Source organism: Westiellopsis prolifica IICB1, assembly GCF_004323185.1.
Classification (GTDB): Bacteria; Cyanobacteriota; Cyanobacteriia; order Cyanobacteriales; family Nostocaceae; genus Pelatocladus; species Pelatocladus prolificus_A.
The window spans coordinates 200,564-223,846 of record NZ_NAPS01000001.1; the positions used below are offsets into that span (position 1 = coordinate 200,564).

General features: G+C 40.2%; 18 protein-coding genes and 1 pseudogene. 8 read left to right on the forward strand and 11 right to left on the reverse strand.

Annotated features, from left to right (window positions below):
* The first annotated feature begins 428 nt into the window (after nt 1-428).
* Complete coding sequence (gene surE / locus B4U84_RS00870) at nt 429-1,166, forward strand: 5'/3'-nucleotidase SurE (RefSeq protein WP_131115038.1); 738 nt, start codon at nt 429-431, stop codon at nt 1,164-1,166.
* A 152-nt stretch (nt 1,167-1,318) separates the two neighbouring features.
* Here the strand turns inward: surE and B4U84_RS00875 are convergent, their stop codons facing one another.
* A complete protein-coding gene (locus B4U84_RS00875) occupies nt 1,319-1,621 on the reverse strand; it encodes a hypothetical protein (RefSeq protein ID WP_131115040.1) in 303 nt (100 codons plus the stop codon).
* A gap of 631 nt (nt 1,622-2,252) precedes the next feature.
* On the opposite strand from B4U84_RS00875, the gene B4U84_RS00880 reads away from it, so the two are divergent.
* The 5 genes from B4U84_RS00880 to B4U84_RS31405 all read left to right on the forward strand — a co-directional run bounded on the left by B4U84_RS00880 (nt 2,253) and on the right by B4U84_RS31405 (nt 5,788).
* On the forward strand, nt 2,253-2,930 hold the full coding sequence (locus B4U84_RS00880; RefSeq protein WP_131115043.1) for a sugar transferase: 678 nt from the start codon (nt 2,253-2,255) through the stop codon (nt 2,928-2,930).
* A 287-nt stretch (nt 2,931-3,217) separates the two neighbouring features.
* Nucleotides 3,218-3,592: a hypothetical protein gene (locus tag B4U84_RS00885; protein WP_017312468.1), complete on the forward strand. Its 375-nt coding sequence runs from the start codon at nt 3,218-3,220 to the stop codon at nt 3,590-3,592.
* A 386-nt stretch (nt 3,593-3,978) separates the two neighbouring features.
* Nucleotides 3,979-4,938: an orange carotenoid-binding protein gene (locus B4U84_RS00890; protein ID WP_131115044.1), complete on the forward strand. Its 960-nt coding sequence runs from the start codon at nt 3,979-3,981 to the stop codon at nt 4,936-4,938.
* Nucleotides 4,939-5,059: 121 nt separating this feature from the next.
* On the forward strand, nt 5,060-5,389 hold the full coding sequence (frp, locus tag B4U84_RS00895; RefSeq protein ID WP_017312466.1) for a fluorescence recovery protein: 330 nt from the start codon (nt 5,060-5,062) through the stop codon (nt 5,387-5,389).
* Between the two features lie 207 nt (nt 5,390-5,596).
* Nucleotides 5,597-5,788 carry a hypothetical protein gene (locus B4U84_RS31405; RefSeq protein WP_231294990.1) on the forward strand — a complete coding sequence of 64 codons (192 nt, stop codon included), beginning with the start codon at nt 5,597-5,599 and terminating at the stop codon, nt 5,786-5,788.
* On the opposite strand, the pseudogene B4U84_RS00900 reads toward B4U84_RS31405, so the two are convergent.
* The 3 genes and pseudogenes from B4U84_RS00900 to hetZ form a co-directional block, all read right to left on the reverse strand.
* A pseudogene (locus B4U84_RS00900) lies at nt 5,783-6,274 on the reverse strand (transglutaminase); the annotation flags it as partial. The gene B4U84_RS31405 and the pseudogene B4U84_RS00900 sit on opposite strands and share 6 nt — an antisense overlap.
* A gap of 310 nt (nt 6,275-6,584) precedes the next feature.
* On the reverse strand, nt 6,585-7,565 hold the full coding sequence (locus B4U84_RS00905; protein ID WP_017312464.1) for a hypothetical protein: 981 nt from the start codon (nt 7,563-7,565) through the stop codon (nt 6,585-6,587).
* On the reverse strand, nt 7,558-8,745 hold the full coding sequence (gene hetZ, locus B4U84_RS00910) for a heterocyst differentiation protein HetZ (protein ID WP_044446296.1): 1,188 nt from the start codon (nt 8,743-8,745) through the stop codon (nt 7,558-7,560). The genes B4U84_RS00905 and hetZ overlap by 8 nt, the downstream gene beginning before the upstream one ends.
* 203 nt (nt 8,746-8,948) lie before the next feature.
* Here hetZ and B4U84_RS00915 point away from each other — a divergent pair, with 203 nt between their 5' ends.
* Entirely contained in the window at nt 8,949-9,428 is a 480-nt protein-coding gene (locus tag B4U84_RS00915; RefSeq protein WP_131115046.1) for a hypothetical protein, read from the forward strand.
* A 159-nt stretch (nt 9,429-9,587) separates the two neighbouring features.
* On the opposite strand, the gene sds is transcribed toward B4U84_RS00915, so the two are convergent.
* Nucleotides 9,588-10,559 (reverse strand): solanesyl diphosphate synthase, encoded by a 972-nt coding sequence (sds, locus tag B4U84_RS00920; RefSeq protein WP_131115049.1) that lies wholly within the window; start codon nt 10,557-10,559, stop codon nt 9,588-9,590.
* 947 nt (nt 10,560-11,506) lie between these two features.
* Here sds and B4U84_RS00925 point away from each other — a divergent pair.
* A complete protein-coding gene (locus B4U84_RS00925) occupies nt 11,507-11,683 on the forward strand; it encodes a hypothetical protein (protein WP_476425218.1) in 177 nt (58 codons plus the stop codon).
* Between the two features lie 84 nt (nt 11,684-11,767).
* On the opposite strand, the gene murI is transcribed toward B4U84_RS00925, so the two are convergent.
* From murI to B4U84_RS00955, 6 genes are all read right to left on the reverse strand, one after another.
* Nucleotides 11,768-12,628 carry a glutamate racemase gene (gene murI / locus B4U84_RS00930; RefSeq protein WP_131115051.1) on the reverse strand — a complete coding sequence of 287 codons (861 nt, stop codon included), beginning with the start codon at nt 12,626-12,628 and terminating at the stop codon, nt 11,768-11,770.
* A 133-nt stretch (nt 12,629-12,761) separates the two neighbouring features.
* The gene (locus B4U84_RS00935; protein ID WP_131115053.1) at nt 12,762-14,630 is read right to left on the reverse strand and encodes an N-acetylmuramoyl-L-alanine amidase; all 1,869 of its coding nucleotides are present in this window, start codon (nt 14,628-14,630) and stop codon (nt 12,762-12,764) included.
* Between the two features lie 304 nt (nt 14,631-14,934).
* Nucleotides 14,935-16,866 carry an N-acetylmuramoyl-L-alanine amidase gene (locus B4U84_RS00940; protein WP_131115055.1) on the reverse strand — a complete coding sequence of 644 codons (1,932 nt, stop codon included), beginning with the start codon at nt 16,864-16,866 and terminating at the stop codon, nt 14,935-14,937.
* A gap of 1,245 nt (nt 16,867-18,111) precedes the next feature.
* Nucleotides 18,112-19,587, reverse strand: a complete 1,476-nt coding sequence (locus tag B4U84_RS00945; protein ID WP_131115057.1) for a cation:proton antiporter — start codon at nt 19,585-19,587, stop codon at nt 18,112-18,114.
* 71 nt (nt 19,588-19,658) lie between these two features.
* A complete protein-coding gene (locus tag B4U84_RS00950) occupies nt 19,659-20,066 on the reverse strand; it encodes an EVE domain-containing protein (RefSeq protein WP_131115059.1) in 408 nt (135 codons plus the stop codon).
* A 36-nt stretch (nt 20,067-20,102) separates the two neighbouring features.
* On the reverse strand, nt 20,103-23,283 hold a 3,181-nt coding region (locus B4U84_RS00955; RefSeq protein ID WP_131118637.1), incomplete at its 5' end, for a tetratricopeptide repeat protein.

A 23,283-nucleotide genomic window follows, 5' to 3' on the forward strand; every position in this document is an offset into this window, starting at 1 on the left:
ATAATGACGAAAAATTATTCACTGAGAAGTATTGCAATGCGATCGCCACAACTAATTATTGCATTAGCAAAATTGATCCAGCATAACTGTAGGTTTTGTTGAGGAACGAAACCCAACATTTTCAAGCATTTGTTGGGTTTCGCAAAGCCTCAACCCAACCTACTGAACTAATCACATCAAATTTAGTAAGCAAAATCCCATTTTACCTTCTCAGAATGGCATTTTGCTTACTCAGAATGCCATTCTACCTTCTCATTTCGGTAAATCACGCACTCAGAATGCCATTCTACCTTCTCATTTCGGTAAATCACGCACTCAGAATGCCATTCTACCTTCTCATTTCGGTAAATCACGCACTTATAATCCACAAACAGCAATTACAGAGTTAAAAGGGAGAAAATCAAAAAGTTGGATATTGCCAAAATATTATGACCTTAATTCTCACTAATGATGATGGTATTGACGCTCCAGGTATTCAAGCACTCCGCAAAGCTGTAAACAAACTTGGTATTAGCAGTTTGGAACTGTTGAATGGCAAATACCCAGCACCCAGTACTCCCTTATCAGTAATCATAGCTGCTCCTAGAGATCATCTCTCTGGCTGTGGTCATCAAGTCACCACAACTAAACCAATACACGTTCACCATCGCTCAGATCATGAGTATGCGATCGCCGGAACTCCAGCTGATTGTGTGAGAATAGCAGTATCACATATCTGTGAGCATGTCAAATATGTCATCTCTGGGATCAACGCTGGTGGTAATTTAGGAGTAGATGCTTATATTTCTGGTACTGTTGCAGCGGTACGGGAAGCAGCAATGCATGGTATTCCTGGGATTGCAGTCTCTCAATATCGTAAACGTAAGCTCAGTGTTGATTGGGAGCTAGCAGCACATTGGACAGCGAACGTTTTAGCTGATTTACTCAACCGTCCTTTGGAACCAGGAAGTTTTTGGAACGTGAATTTACCCCATCTCTTACCAGGAGAACCCGACCCAGAAGTTGTATTTTGTCAACCTTGTACTAAACCATTACCAATTCACTACCGCATAGAAGGTGATGAGTTTCATTATGCTGGCGTCTATCAACAGCGATCGCGCATTCCTGGGAGTGATGTTGATGTTTGCTTTTCAGGCAAAATAGCAGTTACCCAATTGAAAGTGTAAATCAGAAACATATTTTTTTGTAGAGACGCGATATATCGCGTCTCTACATGAATTTATGTGTATCGCGGTTAACGTGAAATGGTCTTACCAGTGAACAGTGATCAGTTACCAATTTAATAACTGTCAACTAATCATAGTTCACTGATCACTCTTCATGAATCTTCTGGTGCTTCAATGAGTTGCATCAGACGGTCGAGATTGTTTGTCAACTTTGATATTCTTTGTAATGAATCATCCTGTGTTTCAGCCAGAGTTTGTACTGCATCACATAAAGCTAAAATTTGATAACCCTGCTGCTGCAACTGTTTTCCTTGTTTTTCAACTTGGGTGCTGAGATTATCCACTCTTTGAGCTAAACGCTCTATAGTTTCTGTAGTAACGAGTACAGCTTCCCCAATTTGCTCAACAATTGATTCTAAGCGACCTACTTTTATTTCCGCCCCTGCTATAATCATTTATCCCGCTCCTCAATCTTGAGATCGCATTACAGTAAATTTCTTGTTGCTTAATTTTTGAATAAGTTGAATGCAAGCAGCTATTGCCACTTTCATATTAATCTGGGATTTTTCCAGACTTCAATTAAGATAAGTTACGCCCCAGAAGTACAAATTTTCAACTCGACACTCCAAAAAAGTAAAGTGTCATTTTTATCCACCACGGAGTCTGATTTTTGATTGTAATAGAGAAAACCAACGTCAGATTTACTGCACGTTTTTAGTATTTAATTTGCCTTTTATACAAAGCAAAATCCTCTTTCTCTAACCTTGAGACTAATATTTCAGTGGAAGATTCTAACCTGATATTTTATGTAACAGGTAATAACTCAATGTGTCAATAATTACAATCATTTGATAGCAAATTCTAACACAACTACTTGTAACATCCACACCCAAAATGATTTTTCATCGCCCATAAGATATATTAAACGTGCTTTATGTGAAATTTATAAAAAATGATGATCCCGATCAACTAAATGAAGATTCAGTGAATATACGGTTGTGGTTGAATAATTAGAAGAAAGCTGAGTCTATAGTCGAAATATAAGATACATAAAAACACGTTTTTCACTCAACACTCGGCTTGACAATGTACGAAATACCATTTAAAACCGTTGTTGAAGGTGCAACCTCTAACACATGGGACTTATCATTTTATCCTCATCTCTCAGTAAAGTCTAAATTTAAGCGTTGCTTAGATATTCTGGGTAGCATAATAGGTTTATTTATACTAGCTATCGTATTTATACCGATTGCGATCGCCATTAAAATAGACAGTCCTGGCCCCATTTTTTTCACACAAAAACGTTACGGATTACACGGACGTACCTTTTACATTCGTAAATTCCGCTCAATGCTTTCTGAAGCTGAACAGTTAAAGTACTTAGTTAAAAACGAAGCTAACGGACTTATATTTAAAAACAAGAATGACTTCCGAGTCACCAAAGTTGGACAATTTTTGCGAAGCACCAGCTTAGACGAACTACCACAATTCTGGAATGTCCTAGTCGGTGAAATGAGTTTAGTCGGAACACGCCCACCCACAAATGACGAAGTAGTACACTACAATCAACGTCACTGGCAACGTTTAAATGTTAAACCCGGTTTAACCGGTGAATGGCAAACTAGTGGCCGTTCCCATGTCAAAGACTTTGAGCAAATAGTTGATCTAGACTTGCAATACCAAAAAAAATGGCATCCCTTATATGACTTGTTTTTAATCGCCAAAACTTTCTATATTCTTATTGGTAGAGTAGGAGCTTTCTAGCTAATACCATTTATACTTACTTAGTTTTATAAAATACTAGACCTTGTGTGATTACTAGATGGAGACAGAGCCTCCATCTAATTTTTTATTTGACTATATATAAAATTAGGACTTACGCACACTCTACGAATTCTTGGCGTTCTTGGCCTCTTGGCGGTTCCATAAATTAAGGATTTGGGATATTTTTGCGTAAGTCCTGAAAATTTGTTGACATCTATTCTTCAATAGTTTGACACATCTGTGAAACATTAAAGTTTTAAGTTAAACGTACTCACGTCAAGTAAGTCATGAATAAGAAATTAGCATTAGCTTTGCTTGCCAGTCCTACCATTTTCACTTCTTTATTATCTGTAATCGGAATAGTAAATCCTGCTCATGCGGCCTCACCAGTAATTCGTCTTCAAGATGGAGAAGCGTGCATCAAGCATCCTCACGTTAGTTATGATCGCTTTGTGTGTATACGGACTTCCAAAAAAGATCTAGATCCCCGTTACTCTAGTGCATCTAAATTCAATGCAGTCAATTTTTCAAACGATAAGGTAGCAATGCTAAACTTTACTGAAGAGGAAAGCGATACTGCACTCGCTACATTTGGTTGCGATTGTCCTTATTGTATGAATGCTCTACGTGCTTTGCGTGGTCAAGCACCTGTCGTTTATTAAAATTTTTATGTATTTGTAAATGCGATCGCATAATTAGGCAAGCCATACGTAAATCAACAGAGATGTTGCAATGCAGCATCTCTAATTTATTACAAATATCTATATATTAGACCAATTGAGAGGCCAGATCCCCGACAACTTTTGCGAAGTCGGGGATCTTGTTGATCACGAATCATTTAGCAATTTTCGTTCCTTAGCTCGTTACAAAAGCCTGGTAGCAAGCTCTGCGCTACCATTGCGCGAAATTAATGAAAAACTAAGTAAATTTTTGTTACTTTGTGTAAATTTTTGTGATATTTTAATGATCGAGAGATAAGTTATATCGCCCAAACGTTGTCCTTCTTATCTTTTTGCCAGTTGCAAACTTAAGTAAGGTAAATTTTTTTATGCCGTTTACTATTGACTCAGCCCGTGGTATTTTCCCAAAAACTCTATCTGCTGATGCAGTACCAGCCACGATCGCTAGATTCAATCAGCTTAGTGCTGAAGACCAACTAGCATGGACTTGGTTTGCTTATCTTGAAATGGGTAAAACAATTACGATTGCTGCTCCAGGGGCAGCTAGTATGCAGTTTGCAGAAGGAACCTTGAATCAGATTCGGCAAATGGCTTTCTCTGAGCAAACGCAGGTTATGTGTGACCTAGCAAACCACGCTGATACACCGATTTGCCGTACTTACGCTACCTGGTCTGCAAACATTAAGCTAGGATTTTGGTTTCAGCTTGGACAATGGATGGATCAGGGTATCGTCGCTCCAATCCCAGCAGGCTATCAGCTTTCTGCTAATGCTTCAGCAGTGCTGCAAGCAGTTAGAGAACTGGATCAGGGTCAACAAATTACAGTCTTACGTAGTGCTGTGGTAGATATGGGGTTTGATCCAAACAAGTTGGGTGACTATACCAAAGTTACTGAACCTGTTGTTGCTCCCAAAGAAGTTTCACAGCGAACTCAGGTCACTATTGAAGGCATTGACAATCCAACAGTGCTGAGTTACATGGACAATTTGAATGCCAATGACTTTGGAGCTTTGATTGATCTGTTTGCGCCTGATGCTGCTTTGCAACCTCCTTTCCAAAAACCAATTGTTGGCAGAGATGCGATTCTTCGATTTTTTAATGAGGAATGTCAAAACCTCAAATTAATGCCCGAACGAGGCGTTGCAGAACCCGTAGAAGATGGCTACACCCAGGTTAAAGTCACTGGTAAAGTACAAACTCCTTGGTTTGGTGCTGCTGTGGGAATGAATATGGCTTGGCGATTCTTGCTCAATCCTAAAGGCAAGATTTTCTTCGTAGCAATTGATTTGCTGGCTTCTCCCAAAGAACTTTTGAATTTAGTTCGCTAGAGAAAGCTCAGTGTAAGTAAGCCTGACTAATTACGTGAGCGCTCTTAACAGGGCGCTCCGTTATTTGAGGTAGATGATACAAGTTGGTATTAAACAAATGACCGTATAGATTTTAGGGTTAATGAAGCAAGTGAGTGACGTTGAATGGTCTAATACTGAGAAACAAGTAGCTCAACAAGCCTTCGAGAGAGCTTATGAGCGAGAAATTGATACTTTGATCAAGGAAGTTCGCGAAAAAGCAAGTGCGATCGCAGATCTTGATCATATATGGCAGTTACACAATTTCTTAAGTGCAAGGAGACACGAGATAGACGGCAAGTACGACTACAGATATTCAGTTCTCATCTTTGTATTCGCGAGGTTAGTCAAAGAAGGTTGGCTACATCTTGATGAACTAAAGGGATTGAATACAGATAAGCTGACTAAAATAACAGCTCTTACCCGTATATGATTGATATTAGTTATTGGTGACAATTTGCTCAGTTCACAATACCTAATATCAATTAAATGCTTTTTCTTAACAAATGAGTATTTGAGTTTGAAATTGATATCATAGGTTAATCCCGGATTTCTCACAAGCGGTGTGAGCGCTATTACCCAAACCTTTATCTAGCTTAGATTTTGAGCGTTTTAGACACTACACCAATCATAAAAGTATGTGATAAATCCGGGTAATCTTCCCCTAATTGTGGGATGTGTTTTGAATAGCGATCGCTCTCAAGTTTTCCAGGCTCAACGAGCGATCGCTTTTGATGTATTTAAAAATTCTAAATCAAAAACACAGGAATTCCTCTACACAGAGGAATTCCTTACAGTGTTGTCTATTGTGAATATTGAATTAATGCTCTAAGCCAAGTCGGGAACGATAATCTACTACTAAGTAGGCAGGGCGATCGCTAAAAACAAAAGTAATAGTGGCGCAAACGCTAGAATTTGACTCAGCGTTGCTGCTGCACCCAGCAATCAATCCAATCAGACATTGAGTAATCCAAGCCTTTGCGACGGGGGATATTAAAACAATCCAGCACCTAAAGTTGGATTAATCATTATGCTAAAGCTAGTCGTGTATCATTCAACTCTCCCACCACTCGCCCTAAGAAAGCATCTAGTGCTACTAACATTCCTATGGCAATACAAAACTTAACTGGGATATTGCGATCGCAGCGACGGTAATAACTCCAAATTAAACCTAATATCGATAACGGTACTGCCCAAAAACTAAACCAAGTTTCAGCAGCAATATTCGTCGCCACAACACCCACAATTACAAACGCTAGCACCCGCACCCGCAAGGCAATTAATTTACTACTTCTGCTGTTACAGGTGACTGGAGCATTTTTGGCCGCCAGTCATCACCTAAAGGTAGACGCTAAAGCCAATTCATCCTGGAAAAGTTAAACATTTAAAGTTAAAAAGCAGCAGACGGGTATATTAAGTAAAGGGATAATAGTAGACGCTACTGACGCAAAACGAGCGAAGTCAACAATAACCTATCTCGTATTCCAAGTCTCCTCACTGTAGCTGCCTGTAGACGCCCTAATAACCACTTTTTCAAAAATGCGAACGTTTTCAAAACCAGGATGATATTAATTTCATAACAAAGGGCTTTTATCAAGTTTCAGTGCTAGCGATAGCTAACTATTTAGTTATTTTGTGGGAATAATCACAAACAACAAAGGCTGCTGCTCTATTTCTTTCAACTCAACCATTAAGGTATAAGCCTCATTTAGCTGAGTGCAGCATAATTCAACACTCAAGCATCCAGGACTAGAAGACTCTGCTTTTGCTTGGGAACCATGACCTTGAAGTTTGACTACTCCTTTCGAGGGTAAATCTCCTCGAATTAGTAATTTCGGCACTGGCCCATGAGATTGATATTCTACTTTTAAATTGAGAACACCTACACTGGTCAGCCATTGCCTTTCCAAGATTGGGTTTGTAATTGAAATTGGCAAAGTCAAACTTTCTAACACTTGTTGAGCTGCCAGCAACGACACCAGCATCTGTTGCTGTGGTTGCAAATCTGAATAATCCCTATCCAGATTAGGCATCTGATTGAGGGTATCTCCATATCGGAGGTTGGCTCTGAGCTGGATTGTCCCCGCTAAGTCGTTCAATACTTGAGATTCGTTAGGGAAGAAGCTCTCTACTGCTTGGACTAATTTTGCTCCCAATGGCAGAGAGGATGTTATGAGTGCTTGACATCTATCAAGCAATTGCCGGAAAATGGTCTCCGGCAGAAGCGTCGGTAAATTCAGTTTAGACTGGTGGGCCACCCAACCCCAAGAAGGAACCAGTTGCATTACTGGTTCATCTATATACTCTGGATAATCCAGTATTTGTGTTTCCCAAGGAAATAGCGGAGGGTGGTCTTCAACTTCAACTTTTAACCGACGTTTAAGTACGGCTTGGAAACGTTCTTGCACAGTTGGAATTTCTCCCAATAAAGATGTATGGGGCTTCCATCCCTCTTGTTTTCCACTGGTAAATTCGGTGGTTGTTGGCAGAGGGTTTTCTGCCCCGTTGGTGTCCTTACATATGATTTTTGTATACTCTCTGGAATTAACAGGATATGTCAATAACCGAGAGAGTAAATATTTTTGTAAGGTTTCTGAGTCACTATTCATGAGTAGAAGCACTTGATCCGGACACTAAGGAGTTACGAATCTCCCAAGCTTGTTCAAGAATTTTAAACCAGCGCTTCTGAAGTTGTGCCATGGATAAACCCAAAGTTTTAGCTATTTTCTCATCACTTTGTCCCTGTTGCTTCAGTTCTAATAAAGAACGCTGCTTTTCGTCAAGTTTTTCAGTATAAGCTTGCCATTGTTGAGGAGTTAGACCTAAGTTAGTTTGCAAATCAGCTTCTAACCACTCGTGAACCAACTCCCAACGATGCAACAAAGCGAACCGAATTAAATGATACTTGAAACGTTGCTGTAAGTAATCCCTCTGACGGGGGGTTAAGCCCAAAATTGACTCGATTTCTTGAGCGGATAAATCTTGCAGACGCAGAGCAAAGTAATCAGCGCAATCAGTTTGTTGGCGTTCTTCTAAATAATTCATTAATTCCGTAACCACAACCGTTCGCAAAGTATCTTCTTGGGGTTCTGGTTCGGTTTGTGTAGCCATTGCACTTCGCAGTTGTTGTACTGCTGGATCTTCCCAAGAACCATCGGCTTCACCACTACCTTCTGCCGCTTGTTCTATATCCACACAAGTTTCTGGAGGCTGTTGCTGCGAGAAAGTTTGCGCCCGTAGGATAATCAACTGTTGCTGACGTCCTGGTAAGGGAATCCGTCGTTTGCCATAGCGCTCGGTAAATGCCATGTACTCTGCTAATTCCAGCAGTGTGCGCGGTCGGTAGGTCGCCTCTAATTGATTTTCCCGTCGGAAAGCGTTTAAAGCCTCTAAGTAAAAACTTTGCAGAAAATCTTCAATGACAGTTAGTCGCCCTTGATAACTCAATTGCCTTTGTGGCGGATTGATATAGCGGTAGATGATCGCACTCAAGGTACTGTGTAATTCAACCCTGCCGCGATTTGAACCCAACTGGTAATATCTTAAACACTGTTGCAGGCGATGCTTGGCTAGGGTCATTGCCGAATTTTCTACGGAACCGGATGCTTGGATACGTTTACTTTCGCTGCATATTCGGTAGACCTCGGCAGCAATTCGCATTGCTACGTCACGGCAATTCTGGTCGCAAGCTTTAGTTGACTGCTGAAGTTCTTGGAAAAGGAATGGAAATATCGCCTCCACGCCGATAGAAAATTCTCCCTGAATAGTTGTGGTTGCGGCTAATTTCATAAGTTTCGTGTCTAAATTGACCCTAACATACTTGTTGACAACCTGTGTGACTGCGGGTATTGGGAGGGTTTTTACGTATAAGCTAAACGCAAGGCAGTCTTGCCTTGAGGATGCGGCTGATTTTATGATTCCCAATTTTTGTTTGATTGTTTGCACAGCCGTTGAAGTTATAGCCAATACCGATAAGCCGTTTACAGGTAATTATGGACTTAAAAGCACAAATCCAATCGCTGATTGATAATGCACCCCAAGATGGTATTACACCCAAATTGGTTGCAGCAATTGCCCCCGCCCTGAGTGCGATCGCTCAGAAGTTACCCCATCCCCAATACCACATTCTTCAGAACCTGGACGAGCAATGGGTCTTAACTACATTAAGCAACCGTGGAAATCCACAAGAAGAAAAGCAGGTAATTTATGCTTTTCCTACCTTACAGGATATTCCCACATCTTATAGTGCTGGGCTTGACCCTCAAGTAATAGCTGCCCCCATACCTGTCACCCATATATTGTTTCAGCTACTGGCGCTAGAACCCGTAGATAGTATAGTATTTTTTGACACGGCTCAGAGCAATACAAATGGAATTGAGGTCAGGCGAAGCGATTTGCAGCATTTAGTCCAACAACAACTACAAAAAAATCGCCCCCCTTCCAAGGGCGAAGTACCACCAGATATTGCTTGAGGAACCAGGGAGCGGGGAAGAGTGGAAAGACAAGGGAGACAAGGGGGACACGGGAGACAAGGGGGACACGGGAGACAAGGGAGACAAGGGGGACAAGGGAGACAAGGGAGAACTATTTAACAAGTCTCTTCCTAATTCCCGCTCCCCGCTCCCCGATCCCTAATAGAGCCGACTCAACACGTAATCAGCTATTTGGATCAATGTCTGACGTGATTCTGAGGGCAGAAGCACACCCATTTGTTCCGCTGCCAATTTAGCATGGTGAGCAGCTAAATCCCTTGCTCGTTGGATACCTTGGCTATCATAAATCAGTGCCAGTGCTTGCTCTAAATCACCTTCTTGAGCAAACTCTCGTTCAATCAGTACTTCCAAGTAAGGTTTTTCTTCTAGGGCAAATAAGACTGGTGCAGTTAAATTACCACTTTTAAGATCAGAGCCAGCTGGCTTACCTAAAGTATCTCCCGAACTAGTGAAGTCTAAAATATCATCGACAATCTGAAACGCTAGACCTAGATTACTACCATACTCGTACAAGCATTCGGCAGTTTCTTTGGATACTTCGCTAATGACGCCTGCGGCTTTGGAACTGTTGGCAATGATTGAAGCACTTTTGTAATAACTCTTTTTCAGGTAAGTCTCTATCGAAATACTTGTATCAAAATGGTTTAGTGCCTGCTGTGTCTCCCCAACGGCGTAATCCATAATCACCTCTGACAACAGTTTGACGACCTCCAAATTGTCCAAATTGGCTAAATACCAGGAAGCTTGAGCAAAGAAAAAATCACCTGCTAATACGGCAACTTTGTTACCAAACAAACTATGAACTGTGGATACCCCACGTCGCATTTCCGATTCGTCTATCACATCGTCGTGTACCAAACTAGCTGTGTGAATTAATTCTGTGATTTCTGCTAGCCGACGGTGACGTGGTGTAATGTCTTGATCAAGCATCGTTGCCCGCGATACGAGTAGAACAATCGCTGGTCTGATACGTTTTCCCCCAGCTCCGAATAGGTGTTCGGCTGCTGCACAGAGGATGGGATGACGATTCCCAACTAGTTGCTTGAGGTTATCTGCTAGTATTTGCAGGTCTGCTTCCACAGGAGAAAATAGGGAGGTAGCTGGGGTCATGGATTGGCGGACTTTGGCTTAGGTTACGAAAGTTTACATATCCTATACTCATTTTAAGATAACCCAGAATCAGCGCAAAGTTTTCCTGACAAAGTTCCTTATTTTGTGGACAATAAAATAAAGTATACTTTTATTGTTTTCAGCAAAATCAACAAAACGTTGATGCAGTTGATACAAACAATTTTGCGTATAATTAGAATAAATGTAGCAAATACGAGATATTTACATCAAAAATTAATCTTTTTTTGATGTAAACTTTGAGTAAATGTCGCAACAACCACAAAATACTTCTGGATTTTTACAGATAAACTATTACACAAATATTTTTTCTCAGGAAAATAAAATATCTGAAGCTTGTTGTTAGATAGTTCAGAAAAATTTTGATTTAGCACAAAACTCGCCTGAAAAATCAGGGCTATTGTGTTACGCTAAAATCTAGGGATTTTAAATTTTTCCATATGTTCACAGCAGAAGCGTAAATACCCGCTAGGTAATTTTACATAGCTGTTGTGAACACGGGTGAATAATCGCAGGTCAAGCCAAAAATGTGATTTTTGCGTTGTATCCTGTGGTGTGCTAACCTCCAAGTTGGGAGCTGTGGATTTCCTTTAGAGGAAACGGAGTGTTTACACATCCTCGACGCTGTTTGTGTGTCGGCGTCGCTCCTAGCAATTGAAAGGTAAGCGTTAAATATAGCAGACTGGGTAGACTGCTGAAGCAGCAGCTAATTTTCGATTAGATTATTTTGCTGGTGTCGTAGGCGTGGTCTGCAAGAAAATCGTGTATAACCAACCAACTAGCTCGGAAGGACGAAAGTTCTCCCGCTAGTTCTGTATGTGAGATTAAAGCCATCAAGAATTTGCTTGGCTGAATTTCTGCTAATTTTACTCAACTTATATTTCTTTGGCAAAGGCACTGGTAGAAAAATGATTTACGGGAAGATGCCTATGATGATCTTTATATTAGCTTCTGGATACTTGTTCACCATTTACCTCTTATTAGCCCTGGCAAAGCGAACAGGAAATAAAACAACCTCTAATGGTGTTTCTTCAGGTAACAAAGGAAATCATACACAAGAAGTATCGGTAACACCAAATGTTACCGAGGTCAGTAGTGTACGTTAGTCAAGGGTCAACAGTCAAGAGTCAAAAGTGATTAGGAAAATATTTTGAACTATAGACAAATGACTTTTGACTATTGACCAATGACTAATTACTAGATACCGCGCTTTCAGAGAAAAATACAACCTCAGCCATCGGAGTAAAACCTAACCACGGCGCGGAGGATTCTGCAAATTGTTGTGGACAACCACTGACAACGAAGCGGGTTGGTAAAGCTGGATGGGTATTTTTAAGACCTAGCAGGTCTAACTCTTTGGCACAAGCAGCAACTACATGCACAGCTGGATCAATAAACTGCACAGAAGTTGAAAGGAGCGATCGCAATACTGGTGCAAGGTGGGGATAATGGGTACAGCCATAAACAAGACTATCTATTTGCTGCTGTACTAAAGGCTCCAAATAAGAACGTGCCACTTCAACTGTGTAGGGGTCGTTGATGCGATTTTGCTCAATTAACGGCACAAATTCCGGGCAGCCAACCTGCCAAACCTCGACATTGGGATTTATTTCGATAATAGCACGCTTGTAGGCATTGCTCTTAGCCGTTGCAGGAGTAGCAATTACACCTATGCGCTTCCCTTGTTGTACCGCAGCCTTTGCTCCTGGTAGAATCAGCCCCAGAATTGGCATGGAAAATTCCTCGCGTACCATCTCTAGCGCTAAAGCAGAACTGGTATTGCAGGCCATAATCACCATTTTCACCTGTTGCTGCTGCATCCAGGTAAGTATTTCACGGACAAACTGGATAATTTCTACTTGGGAGCGAATCCCATAGGGAAGCCTAGCTGTATCGCCAAAATAAATGATTGATTCATTTGGGAGTTGGCGATAGAGTTGTCGCAGTACCGTCAGTCCACCCACACCACTATCAAAGATACCAATGGGCGCGCGTTGAGGTTCTTGGGAGAAGTCGTATAAGTTGCCTTGAAACTGAAAAGATGAAATCACAGGCAGATTTTGATATCAATATTGCGTTGCGATATAAAGATACAGGATTTATGGGGGCTAATGGTTAGTGTTCAAACTATTTTGGGTTTTAAACCTTATCCATCTTGAAAACAGGAGTTTTATGAGAAAACATCTATCTTGATTTTAAGTATATAAGTATACCATTAGCTATTGCTTCTGCCATACGATTTTGGTATTCAGGGTTTCCTAGTCTGGGGTTGTCTTCCCGACCACTCATATAACCAGTTTCCACCAAAATTGAAGGCATAGAGCTTTTTCGGAGGACATAAAATCTGGCTTTGCGCGTTCCTCGGTCATTCAGAGTAGAAATATTTTGCAGAATGGTTTTGCGGACAACTTCAGCTAGATTGTATCCACTGTCGTAATAATAAACTTCTAGCCCGTTCACATCTGGACGCTTATCGACGGAATTAGCATGAATGCTGACAAACAAGGTAGCATTAGCACGCTTTGCAATATCTACTCTTCCCTGTAACTCTACAAAGAAGTCCGCATCCCGCGTTAGCACTGCTTGAATGCCATTTTGCTCTAAAATAGCTGCTATTCTCTTAGCAATAGGTAGAACAACATCTTTTTCTAATAATCCACCTAGTCCAGGCGCACCGGAGTCTTTACCACCATGTCCAGGGTCTATTACTACTATTAGTTTGCCTCTTGGGATTGGACGTGGTGCAGGTGATTGTACAACAGTATCAGGATTTTTGGGATTGGGTACTGGTAATGGTTGTGGATTTGCTTGTGGTAGAGGAGGTAAGACAACAGAGGTACGATTTCGTTGTAGCTCCACAGAGACAAATCGGTCACCAATTTGATTAACTGGCCCAATTTGCACTCCTGAAGCAGGTTGGACGTAAACCACAACAGTATTAGAATCTTGCTGTTGTTGCAAGCGTACCCTCAGGATAGGACCATTTGCATCCATTACCGGGCCTTTGACAGGTGTAGACAGCTTCGCATTGGGAATAATAATGCGGAACAATCCAGAGGATCGATCCCAACCACCACTTGCAGTTAAATTGCGATCGCCTTTTATAATTAATTGTCTACCAGTCGCACTTAGTTCCACAGCTTGAATTGTTGCGACATCAATGCTGGGAATGGCGGAAGAACTAGAATTGTTAGCTAAACTATCAGAAGGTAATTTAGATACATTAGCATTAGGTAATATAACTAAGCCACCAATAGCACTACTGCTAGCCCGCCAATCAGGACTGCTTTGATTCACCAGCATTGTTATGCGGACTGTGGGTGTTGTTGTTTCCAGTTGAGTGAATTGGATGTTGCTAACACCGTATCTATTTACACTGGCATTTCGCTGTAAGAAATTTGGTGATAAAGTGGCGCCAGCAATATCAATATCAATAGTGCTTTTGTCTGGACTACGATTTACTTTGACCTGGGGACGACTACCGCTAGTGCGAACAAAAAATCCATCTCCTGTCATTCTCCAACTTTCTATTTGGGTTGTGCCAGTATTTGCACTGAGAAGGGGTCTTTTATTGATAGGAGTATTAGAAATATTTGGAGTATTAGAAATATTTGGAGTTACCACACTATAAATATTTCTGGGAGTCGTAGCAATTTCCTGTCGTTGAGGCTGTGGTAATTGTACCTGCCAGCGACTAGCCGTAACTCCTTCAAACTTTACCTGTTGGGGGTCAAGAGTATAACCTGGACTCAATTCGACTACCAACCGTGTCGTTTGGGGGTCAAGCTGACCGATACGGACGGCACGAATTGCACCACCAACCGACTGGACAAGCTGTGGACGCCCAAATTTCACACCAGGTAAATCAATCACCAACCGTGTAGGATTAAAGACTAGTTGGGCGGTGGGTTGTACAGCACCATCAGTATTAATTTCTAATCGATTTTGATTAGCGTCAAAACGCCAAGATTGTAAGTTCGCTGCTTTTACAGGCGACGATAACAGGCAGATACTTAAAAAAGTAGTAGGTATCAACCAGTGGTGTAGTTTCACAATTTTTTCTCCTGATTGGCTGTTTATGGGAGACGTAATTTGTCAAGTATTAACTAATCCTCAAATCCTCACACCGTTATCGCCCAAGTATTAGCTTATACATTAAATGTATTGATTTGTACTTTATAGACAAAGATACTTTACTTTATAAAGTTACAGCTAATGGCGTCAAATTCTAGCAATTTATACATTGATTGTGTAAGTAAGACTGGCAAATACCATAGTTTAATTGCTGAAAAAATGTTGTAGCTTCAGGATAAATACGGTAATCATAAAAGTCATCATTAAAGAAGATTTTGATGAGTTACTTGCGCTGAAGATACTGGAGAATACCACGAGCGATCGCCTCTGCCATCTGATTGCGGTAAGATGCACTTCTTAACTTAGCCATATCTTGGCGACCAGTCATATAACCTGTTTCTACTAAAATTGAGGGCATAGAACTTTTCCGCAGAACATAAAATCTAGCCTTTCGTACTCCTCTGTCTCTGACGTTTACACTTTGCAAAATGCTCCTGTGGACAATTCGTGCCAGACCTAAACCAGTATCGTAATAATACGTCTCCAAGCCGCTGACATCCGGACGACCTGCACCTGCTGAATTAGCGTGAATACTGACAAATACATCCGCATCAACATTTTCAGCCATTTTTACTCGACCTGGAAGAGTGACAAAGTAGTCAGAACTCCGCGTTAATACAACTTGCACGCCATTTTGTTGCAAAACCTCTGCTATTTTTTTGCTAATAGGTAGAATAATATCCTTTTCTCTTGCTCCACCAATACCAACTGCTCCGGAATCTTTACCACCATGTCCTGGATCTATAAGCACTACCACTCTTCCCTTGATGCGACGTGACGGCGTGGGTTGGGGTAGATTTGTAATTGGAATTTCTGATAAAGGTTGTGGGTTTGGTCGTGGTAAAGGAGGTAAAGCAACGCTTGGTGTAAGTCGAGTTGATGAGCGTCGTAAATCTAGAGCTAAAAGTCGGCGACTTGGTTTGTTGAGTTCGCCAATTTGTACTCCTGCTGCGGGCTGAATAAAGATTACAACAGTACCAGGGTCTTGCTGTTGTAGGCGTACTCGTAAAATTGGGCTAGTAGAATTTAATTCTGGTCCTTTGACCCTAGAACTCAAGCGAGCATTGGGAATAGTGATGCGGAAAAGTGAAGAGGATCTATCCCACCCAGCATTACCAGATAAAGACTGATCAGCTTTTATAATTAATCGGGTGTTATTATCAGCCAATTCTACGGATTCAATTCTAGTTGGCTCATTATCATCATTATTATCAGAATTACGAGACTCAGAATTATTGGAGTCAGAATTACGAGACTCAAAGTTAAGGGATAGTGGTGGTTTTTTTTGATTGCCAAAAGAAATACTAGTATTATTACCCCTGGGCAGTTTACTGATTATAGCATTGGGTAAAATTACCACGCCGTTGGCGCCACTCACAGTTGCTCGCCAATCGGGACTATTTCTGTTCACCCGCATTGTCAAGCGGACTGTGGGTGGTGTGGTTTCTAGTTCAGAAAGTTGGATATTGCTGACACCATAGCGATTAATTGGTAAATTGCGCTGTTCCAGATTCCGTGAGATAGTAGCGCCAGAGATATCCATGTAAATGTTAGTGCGATCGCGACTACGTTTGACCTTCACCTCTGGATTTCCACCACTGGTGCGAACAAAAAAGCCATCTCCTGTGATGCGTAAATTTTCAATTTGAGTTGCACCTGCTGTGGTTTTAGCTACCGTCTCCCTATTATTGGATGAGGTACGAGGTTCTGTTTTGACCACACTGTAAATATTTCTGTTGGGCGAGGTAGCAATTTCTTCCCGTTTTGGCTTGGGTAATTGTACCCGCCAACGATTGGCGCTAATTCCTTCAAATTTCACCTTCTGGGGGTCGAGGGTGTAACCAGGGGTCAGTTCGATTACTACCCTTGTGGTTTGGGGGTCAAACTGACCGATGCGGACAGAACGAATCGCTCCACCTACTGACTGAACAAGCTGTGGACGTCCGAATTTAATCCCAGGTAAATCAATTACTAATCGTGTGGGATTGAAAACAAGTTGGGCTGTAGGTTGTACAGCACCATCAGTGTTGATTTCTAAGCGATTTTGATCACTATCAAAACGCCAAGATTCTAGATTCGCTGCATCAGCAGGCGACAACAATAAAACAGAGGAGATACTTAAGACGGTACTAGGTATCAACCAGTGTAGTTTCACAGTGCTTTCTCCTGAGTTGCATTTATGAGAGACAATTAGGGATTACCAAATAAGAAATTAGCCAATTGCAGGGAACAAGAGGTATAGGGGAGACAAGGAGGACTAGGGGGAATAAATGTTATTGGGTGCAGGAGTTGGATAATTTATTTTTGGAGTTCACTTACTGAATAATCTTTAGCTTTGATGAGTAAGTTAAACAGCAAACTGCTGGATATATGTTTTGATTAATTGGTAAAACAGAGAAATCCCTTTTCCCTGATGTTTCAATAGTTGGCATTTCATGTATAATTTTGCTCACTCACTTCATTTGATTTGTCATAGTTGGTATTACTGCTAAAATATGTTGCTCCTCAAATGATTTTGGACTGAGATTAAAGTGGCAAACAAGTGGGGTAACATCTTAGCATGTTACCTAATTTTGCAGTGCCTTTATGGCAGTAAATTTTCATCTACAAAGCACCAAATTAAATCAGCACAATAAAGGGATAAGTTTAACAATAGCAGTCAATCCCAACTATATACACTTGTGTTGCACAAAGATTTTTTGAAATTTTTGGTTGTTGGTAATTGCTCCAAATTCTTTAATAAGACAGGCAAATGCACAGACGCGATTTATAACGTCTACACAAAAACCAAAAGTCCTATATATTATGAGCATTCCTTATTGTGTAACTTGAGAGGTTGATTTTTTTTGCTCATTACCAGCAACCAAAAATCAGCCTTTCTAAATTGATAGCTCAAGACTATTAAGTAATGGTTTTTCCTTTGTACGACACCAAATGCCTCAAATTAATTATTGATAAATGATAATCTCAGAATTCATGTAACTTAAATGTATGGCTATTTAGTAATTAATAAAAGCTCCTAAAAATCATAACCAGAAGTGACGCATAGTACTGCATAGAAGTTTCCTATCTTCATGAAAACTTCTCAATATTTACAGCAGTTATCAGTTATCAGTTATCAGTTATTAATACTGTTCACTGATAACTGTTCACTGATTTAGGTTTATTCAGCTAAACCCGCAAAGCTGACTTCATTGCACAAGCGTGTCAGGACTTACGCAAGATGTGACCGAAAACCTTATTCTTGCGTAGCGGTAATTCATGAATTACCGCAAATGCGCGTTATGTTTTGCGTAAGTCCTGGAGAGATGGGGAAGGCTGCGATTAGCTGCAACGCATTCATCCACACGGCTAGAAGCCGTGGGCTTTCTGCTCTCATCACTGTAAGGTAATTGAGTATTTATTTGGCATCTTGAGAATTTGAATTGGCTTCTAGATTTTCACGATTAGAAGAATTTATTGCTAAGGAAGTTCCAGAGGAAGAATCTAGAAGTAATTCATTGGAGTCTGATGATACCACCGTTGGTTCTGGGAAAACGAACCGCAACAAAGGAGGGGCTAAAAAGGTTGTGATGATCACCATCATGATAATTGCTGCTTCTAGTGGTTTCGAGAGAATATTAATACTCGAACCAATACCAAGAAACACCAATCCGACTTCACCACGGGGAATCATTCCCACACCAATAGCCAAGCGATTGATTTGAGGTTGACCAAATACGCTCAAGCCTGTAACAACTTTACCAAGAATGGCTACTATGATCAGGAAACTAGCCATCGTTAAACCTTCTCGGTTCGTAGGAATTGCTGGATTTAAAACACTCAAGTCAGTTTTTGCGCCTACAGTCACAAAGAAGATTGGCACCAGCATATCAGCAATTGGAATGATTTGTTTTTGGAGTTCTTTACGTTTATCTGTTTCTTCCAAAACCAAACCAGCTGCAAAAGCTCCTAAAATAGCTTCTAACTGGATGACATCAGCGATATAGGCCATGACAAAAGCGAAAATAAACGCTGGTATGACCAGTTCACCACGTGTTTTGAGTTTATCAACGATCGCCACAAAAGTTTTGTTGAAAAAGTTACCGAGAGCGATCGCACCCAAAAGAAAACCACTCGCACTGATAATTAAATAAACAACCTTGCTAACATCAACAGCACCATCTTTTGCAAGACTTGCTACCACCGCCAGAACAATAATTCCTAGTACGTCATCTATTACAGCTGCACCAAGAATAATCTGTCCTTCCTTGGAATTGAGACGCCCCAATTCTGACAATACTTTGGAAGTAATACCAATACTAGTAGCAGTCAGCGCAGCCCCAGCAAAAATTGCTGGAACTGCGGGGATACCAAACAAAATCATCAAACCTGCTGTACCAGCAGCAAAAGGTACGACTACTCCTACTACTGCGACAATGGTAGCTTGAATACCCACTGCCATTAAGTCTTTTAAATTTGACTCCAGACCGATTTCAAACAGTAGGATAATTACACCCAGTTCTGCTAAAACAGAAATTACTTCCGACTGAGTAACAAATACACTTTCAGCTGCATCAGGAGTCAAACTAGTAGTGGTTTTCAGAAACGAGATAATTAAAGAACCTGAACTGTCTGCTCCTGTTTCCGGAAATACCAACAGATGCAAAACAGATACACCTACTACTACCCCACCGACAAGTTCGCCCAAAACAGGTGGTAAACCAAAGCGGTTAGATAATTCTCCACCAAGTTTACTAGCAAAGTATACTACTACCAAACTCAGTAGTACTGCTGCCACTACCAGCGAACTATCAGCTGCTTCGCCTGTAGTTGCGAGTAAGGGTAACGAGAAGTTGATTGAGTTTATAAACTGCATTGATTCTGTGCAAATCATTCTTTACTAATGTATATGTTGTTAGTCCTTATAAAGAAATCAACCACCAACAAATAACCAACAAATAACCATTACCCCTTTGACAATTGTAGAAGACGCTGCCAGTGCAACTCTGACACTGGGACTACAGATAGTCTAGGAAGACGCACCAAATCAAAATCTGCAAAGCTACTATCTTGTTTAATTTGACCTAGAGTAACGCTTTGAGGCACTCTTTGAACAGCCCGCAAATCTACAACTATTCGTTTAACATCATTTAATTTTGGATCGGGGTAAGGTTGACTAGTAACTTCTGCTACACCGATAATTTGTCGCTCCTTGCCAGTGTGATAAATTAACGCCAAATCACCTATGTTCATTGTCCGTAGATGTTTTAGGGCTAAGGCATTTTTCACTCCATTCCAAACTGTACTGCCATTGTGTTCTAAATCTGAGTAGGAATATTCTTCCGGCTCAGTTTTGAGTAACCAATATGCCATGAAAGCATCTCCACAAGTTCATCTACTAGTAATTTATTAGGGGACACGACAAAGTGAGAGTATAGCATCTACCTCCGCAGCTTTTTCCTGCAAGTCTAAATCTCGGTAGATTTCCAAACTTTCAGTTAAAAATAGAGTAGCTACCGCCTCTGCACCTGGCTGATTTTGTTGGGTACGTTTCAGGTAAATTTCGCCCAACAACTTACATGCTGCGGCTTCTAGTTTTCGACGGTGATACTCTTGAAATATTTGCAGACATTCTTGAGCAATTTCTTCGCTACGGTTAATGTTTTTGAGAGCTTCTATTTCTAGGTAAGCACGAGCTATATCAAGAGATTCCTTAGCTTTATCTATTGTTTTTCCTAATTCATAAAGATAGGTTAAACCTATGTGACAAAGTTCTTCAAATAGAGCAATTTTTTCTTGAATTGATGTATCTTCGTTAGTTAATAGGCGTAGATTTTGCGAGTAGAATAATCCGAGAAGAATGTAGTCATAAGCAAGATTTTCTTTATATTCTCCTGCGGTATTTATTTCTATAGCTAGGCGGATATTTTTTTCAGTTTGTATAATCAGATCAGATATTTCTATTGAATTTGCGGTATTTTTTGCTAGTAAATATTGACAGAAAGCAAGTTGTCGATAACGTCTAGCTACGCTCTCATCCTGACCTAGCTGTTTGTGCAAATTAAGGCTTTGTTGGTAATACTCAATCGCTTTAGTATAGTCTTTAGAATCTCGATAGCAATTAGCTAGCCAACACGACTGATTAGCTATATTTTTATCTTTACCTAATTGTTGGTAAAGTTCGTGACTTTGTTGATAGTAATTAATTGCCTGTTCGTATTTACCCCAATCTTGATAAATTCTTCCTAGTTGATAGTATGCTAGTGCAATATTAACTTGGTCATCCAACTGCTGACGAATGGCTAAATCTTGATTTTCACACTCAATAGCTTGTTTGTATTTATCCCATTCTCGATAGCAGTTAGCCAGATTATACCAATGATTGGCAACATACTTATCTTTACCTAATTGTTGATGATTTCCCCGGTTTTGTTGATAGTAATTAATAGCTAATTTGTATTGACCCCAAGTTTTATAAATCCTTCCTAATTGATAGTATGCTAGTGCAATATTAACTTGGTCATCCAACTGCTGACGAATGGCTAAATCTTGGTTTTCACATTCAATAGCTAGCTCGTATTTACCCCATTCTCGATAGCAATCACCCAGCCAGTACCACTGATTGGCTACATCTTTATCTTTACCCAATCGTTGATATATTTCTCGGCTTTGTTGATAGTAATTTATTGCTTGTTCGTATTTGCCCCAATCTTGATAAATCCTTCCTAATTGAAAGTATGCAAGTGCAATATTAACTTTGTCATCCAACTGATGACGAATTGCTAAACATTGACTTTGATAATCAACAGCTAGCTCGTATTTACTCAATTCACGATAGCAATCACCTAGCCAGTATAACAGACTAGCTACATTATTATTTTGAGCTAATTTTTGATAAAGTTCTCGGCTTTGTTGATGGTAATTAATAGCTAACTCGTATTTACCCCAGTCTTTATAAATCCTTCCTAATCGCCAGTAAGCTAGTGCAATATTAACCTGCTCATTCAACTGCCGACGCATGACTAAATCTTGATTTTCACACGCAACAGCTAGTTCGTATTTACTCCATTCACGATAGCAATCACCTAGCCAGCACCACTGATTGGCTACATTATTATCTTTACCTAATTTTTGATAAAGTTCGCGACTTTGTTCATAGTAATCAACAGCTTGTTCATATTTATCAGCATTTTGATAAATCTTTCCTAATTGCCAGTAAGCTCGTGCAATATTAACTTGGTCATCTAACTGCTGACGAATGGTGAAGTCTTGATTTTCACACTCAACAGCTAGCTCGTATTTACCCCATTCTCTATAGCAATTAGCCATGTTGTACCACTGATCGGCTACATTATTATCTTGAGCTAATTGTTGATAAAGTTCTCGGCTTTGTTGATAGTAATTTATTGCTTGTTCGTATTTGCCCCAATCTTTATAAATCCATCCTAACTGAAAGTAAACTTGTGCAGTTCTAACTTGGTCATCTAACTGCTGACGAATGGCTAAGTCTTGATTTTCACACTCAACAGCTAGCTCGTATTTACCCCATTCTCTATAGCAATTAGCTAGGCTGTACCACCGATTAGCAACATCCTTATCTTTACCTAACTGTTGATAAAGTTCGCGGCTTTGTTGATAGTAACTAACAGCCTCTTCGTATTTTCCCCAATCTTTATAGATCCATCCTAATCGCCAGTAAGCTCGTGCAAGATTAACTTCGTCATTCAACTGCTGAAGAATGACTAATTCTTGACTTTCACACTCAATAGCCAGTTCATATTTATTCCATTCTCGATAACAATCACCCAGCCAGTACCACTGATTTGCTACATCTCTATCTCGACCCAATTGTTGATAAAGGTCACAGCTTTTTTGATAGTAATTAATAGCCTGTTCGTATTTACCCCAGTCTTTATAAATCTTTCCTAATCGCCAGTAAGCTAGTGCAATTCTAATTTGATTATCCGATTGTTGATGAATGGCTAAGTCTTGATTTTCACACTCAACAGCTAGCTCGTATTTACCCCATGCTCGATAACAATCACCCAGCCAGTACCATTGATTAGCTACATTTTTATCTTGACCTAATTTTTGATAAAGTTCTCGACTTTTTTGATGGTAATTTATCGCCTGTTCGTATTTACCCCAACTTTGATAAATTCTTCCTAATTGATAGTACACATTAACAATATGAACCTGATTACGCAATCTTTGAAGAATTGCTAAACATTGACTTTGACACTCAATAGCTAGCTCGTATTTGCCCCATTCTCGATAGCAATTGCCTACCCAGTGCCACTGATTAGATACATTAATCTCTTTACCTAATTGTTGATAATTTTCACGACTTTGTTGATAATATTTTATAGCTAACTCATATTTATTCCAATTTTGATAAATCCATCCTAACCTCCAGTAAGCTAGTGCAATTCTAAATTGATCATTCAACTGTTGATGAATAACTAAATCTTGATTTTCACACTCAATAGCTAGCCCGTATTTACCCCATTCTCGATAGCAATCACCCAGCCAGTACCACTGATTAGCTACATTATTATCTTTACCTAATTTTTGATATAGTTCGCGGCTT

Bases quoted from the DNA above. Each gene is read 5' to 3' on its own strand.
- B4U84_RS00885 (WP_017312468.1), top strand. From the start codon at position 3,218: ATGAATAAGAAATTAGCATTAGCTTTGCTTGCCAGTCCTACCATTTTC.
- B4U84_RS00880 (WP_131115043.1), top strand. From the start codon at position 2,253: ATGTACGAAATACCATTTAAAACCGTTGTTGAAGGTGCAACCTCTAAC.
- B4U84_RS00950 (WP_131115059.1), bottom strand. From the start codon at position 20,066: ATGGCATATTGGTTACTCAAAACTGAGCCGGAAGAATATTCCTACTCA.
- B4U84_RS00945 (WP_131115057.1), bottom strand. From the start codon at position 19,587: ATGATTTGCACAGAATCAATGCAGTTTATAAACTCAATCAACTTCTCG.
- B4U84_RS00915 (WP_131115046.1), top strand. From the start codon at position 8,949: ATGGACTTAAAAGCACAAATCCAATCGCTGATTGATAATGCACCCCAA.
- sds (WP_131115049.1), bottom strand. From the start codon at position 10,559: ATGACCCCAGCTACCTCCCTATTTTCTCCTGTGGAAGCAGACCTGCAA.
- B4U84_RS00890 (WP_131115044.1), top strand. From the start codon at position 3,979: ATGCCGTTTACTATTGACTCAGCCCGTGGTATTTTCCCAAAAACTCTA.
- B4U84_RS00925 (WP_476425218.1), top strand. From the start codon at position 11,507: ATGATGATCTTTATATTAGCTTCTGGATACTTGTTCACCATTTACCTC.
- frp (WP_017312466.1), top strand. From the start codon at position 5,060: ATGAAGCAAGTGAGTGACGTTGAATGGTCTAATACTGAGAAACAAGTA.
- surE (WP_131115038.1), top strand. From the start codon at position 429: ATGACCTTAATTCTCACTAATGATGATGGTATTGACGCTCCAGGTATT.
- B4U84_RS00875 (WP_131115040.1), bottom strand. From the start codon at position 1,621: ATGATTATAGCAGGGGCGGAAATAAAAGTAGGTCGCTTAGAATCAATT.
- B4U84_RS00905 (WP_017312464.1), bottom strand. From the start codon at position 7,565: ATGAATAGTGACTCAGAAACCTTACAAAAATATTTACTCTCTCGGTTA.
- hetZ (WP_044446296.1), bottom strand. From the start codon at position 8,745: ATGAAATTAGCCGCAACCACAACTATTCAGGGAGAATTTTCTATCGGC.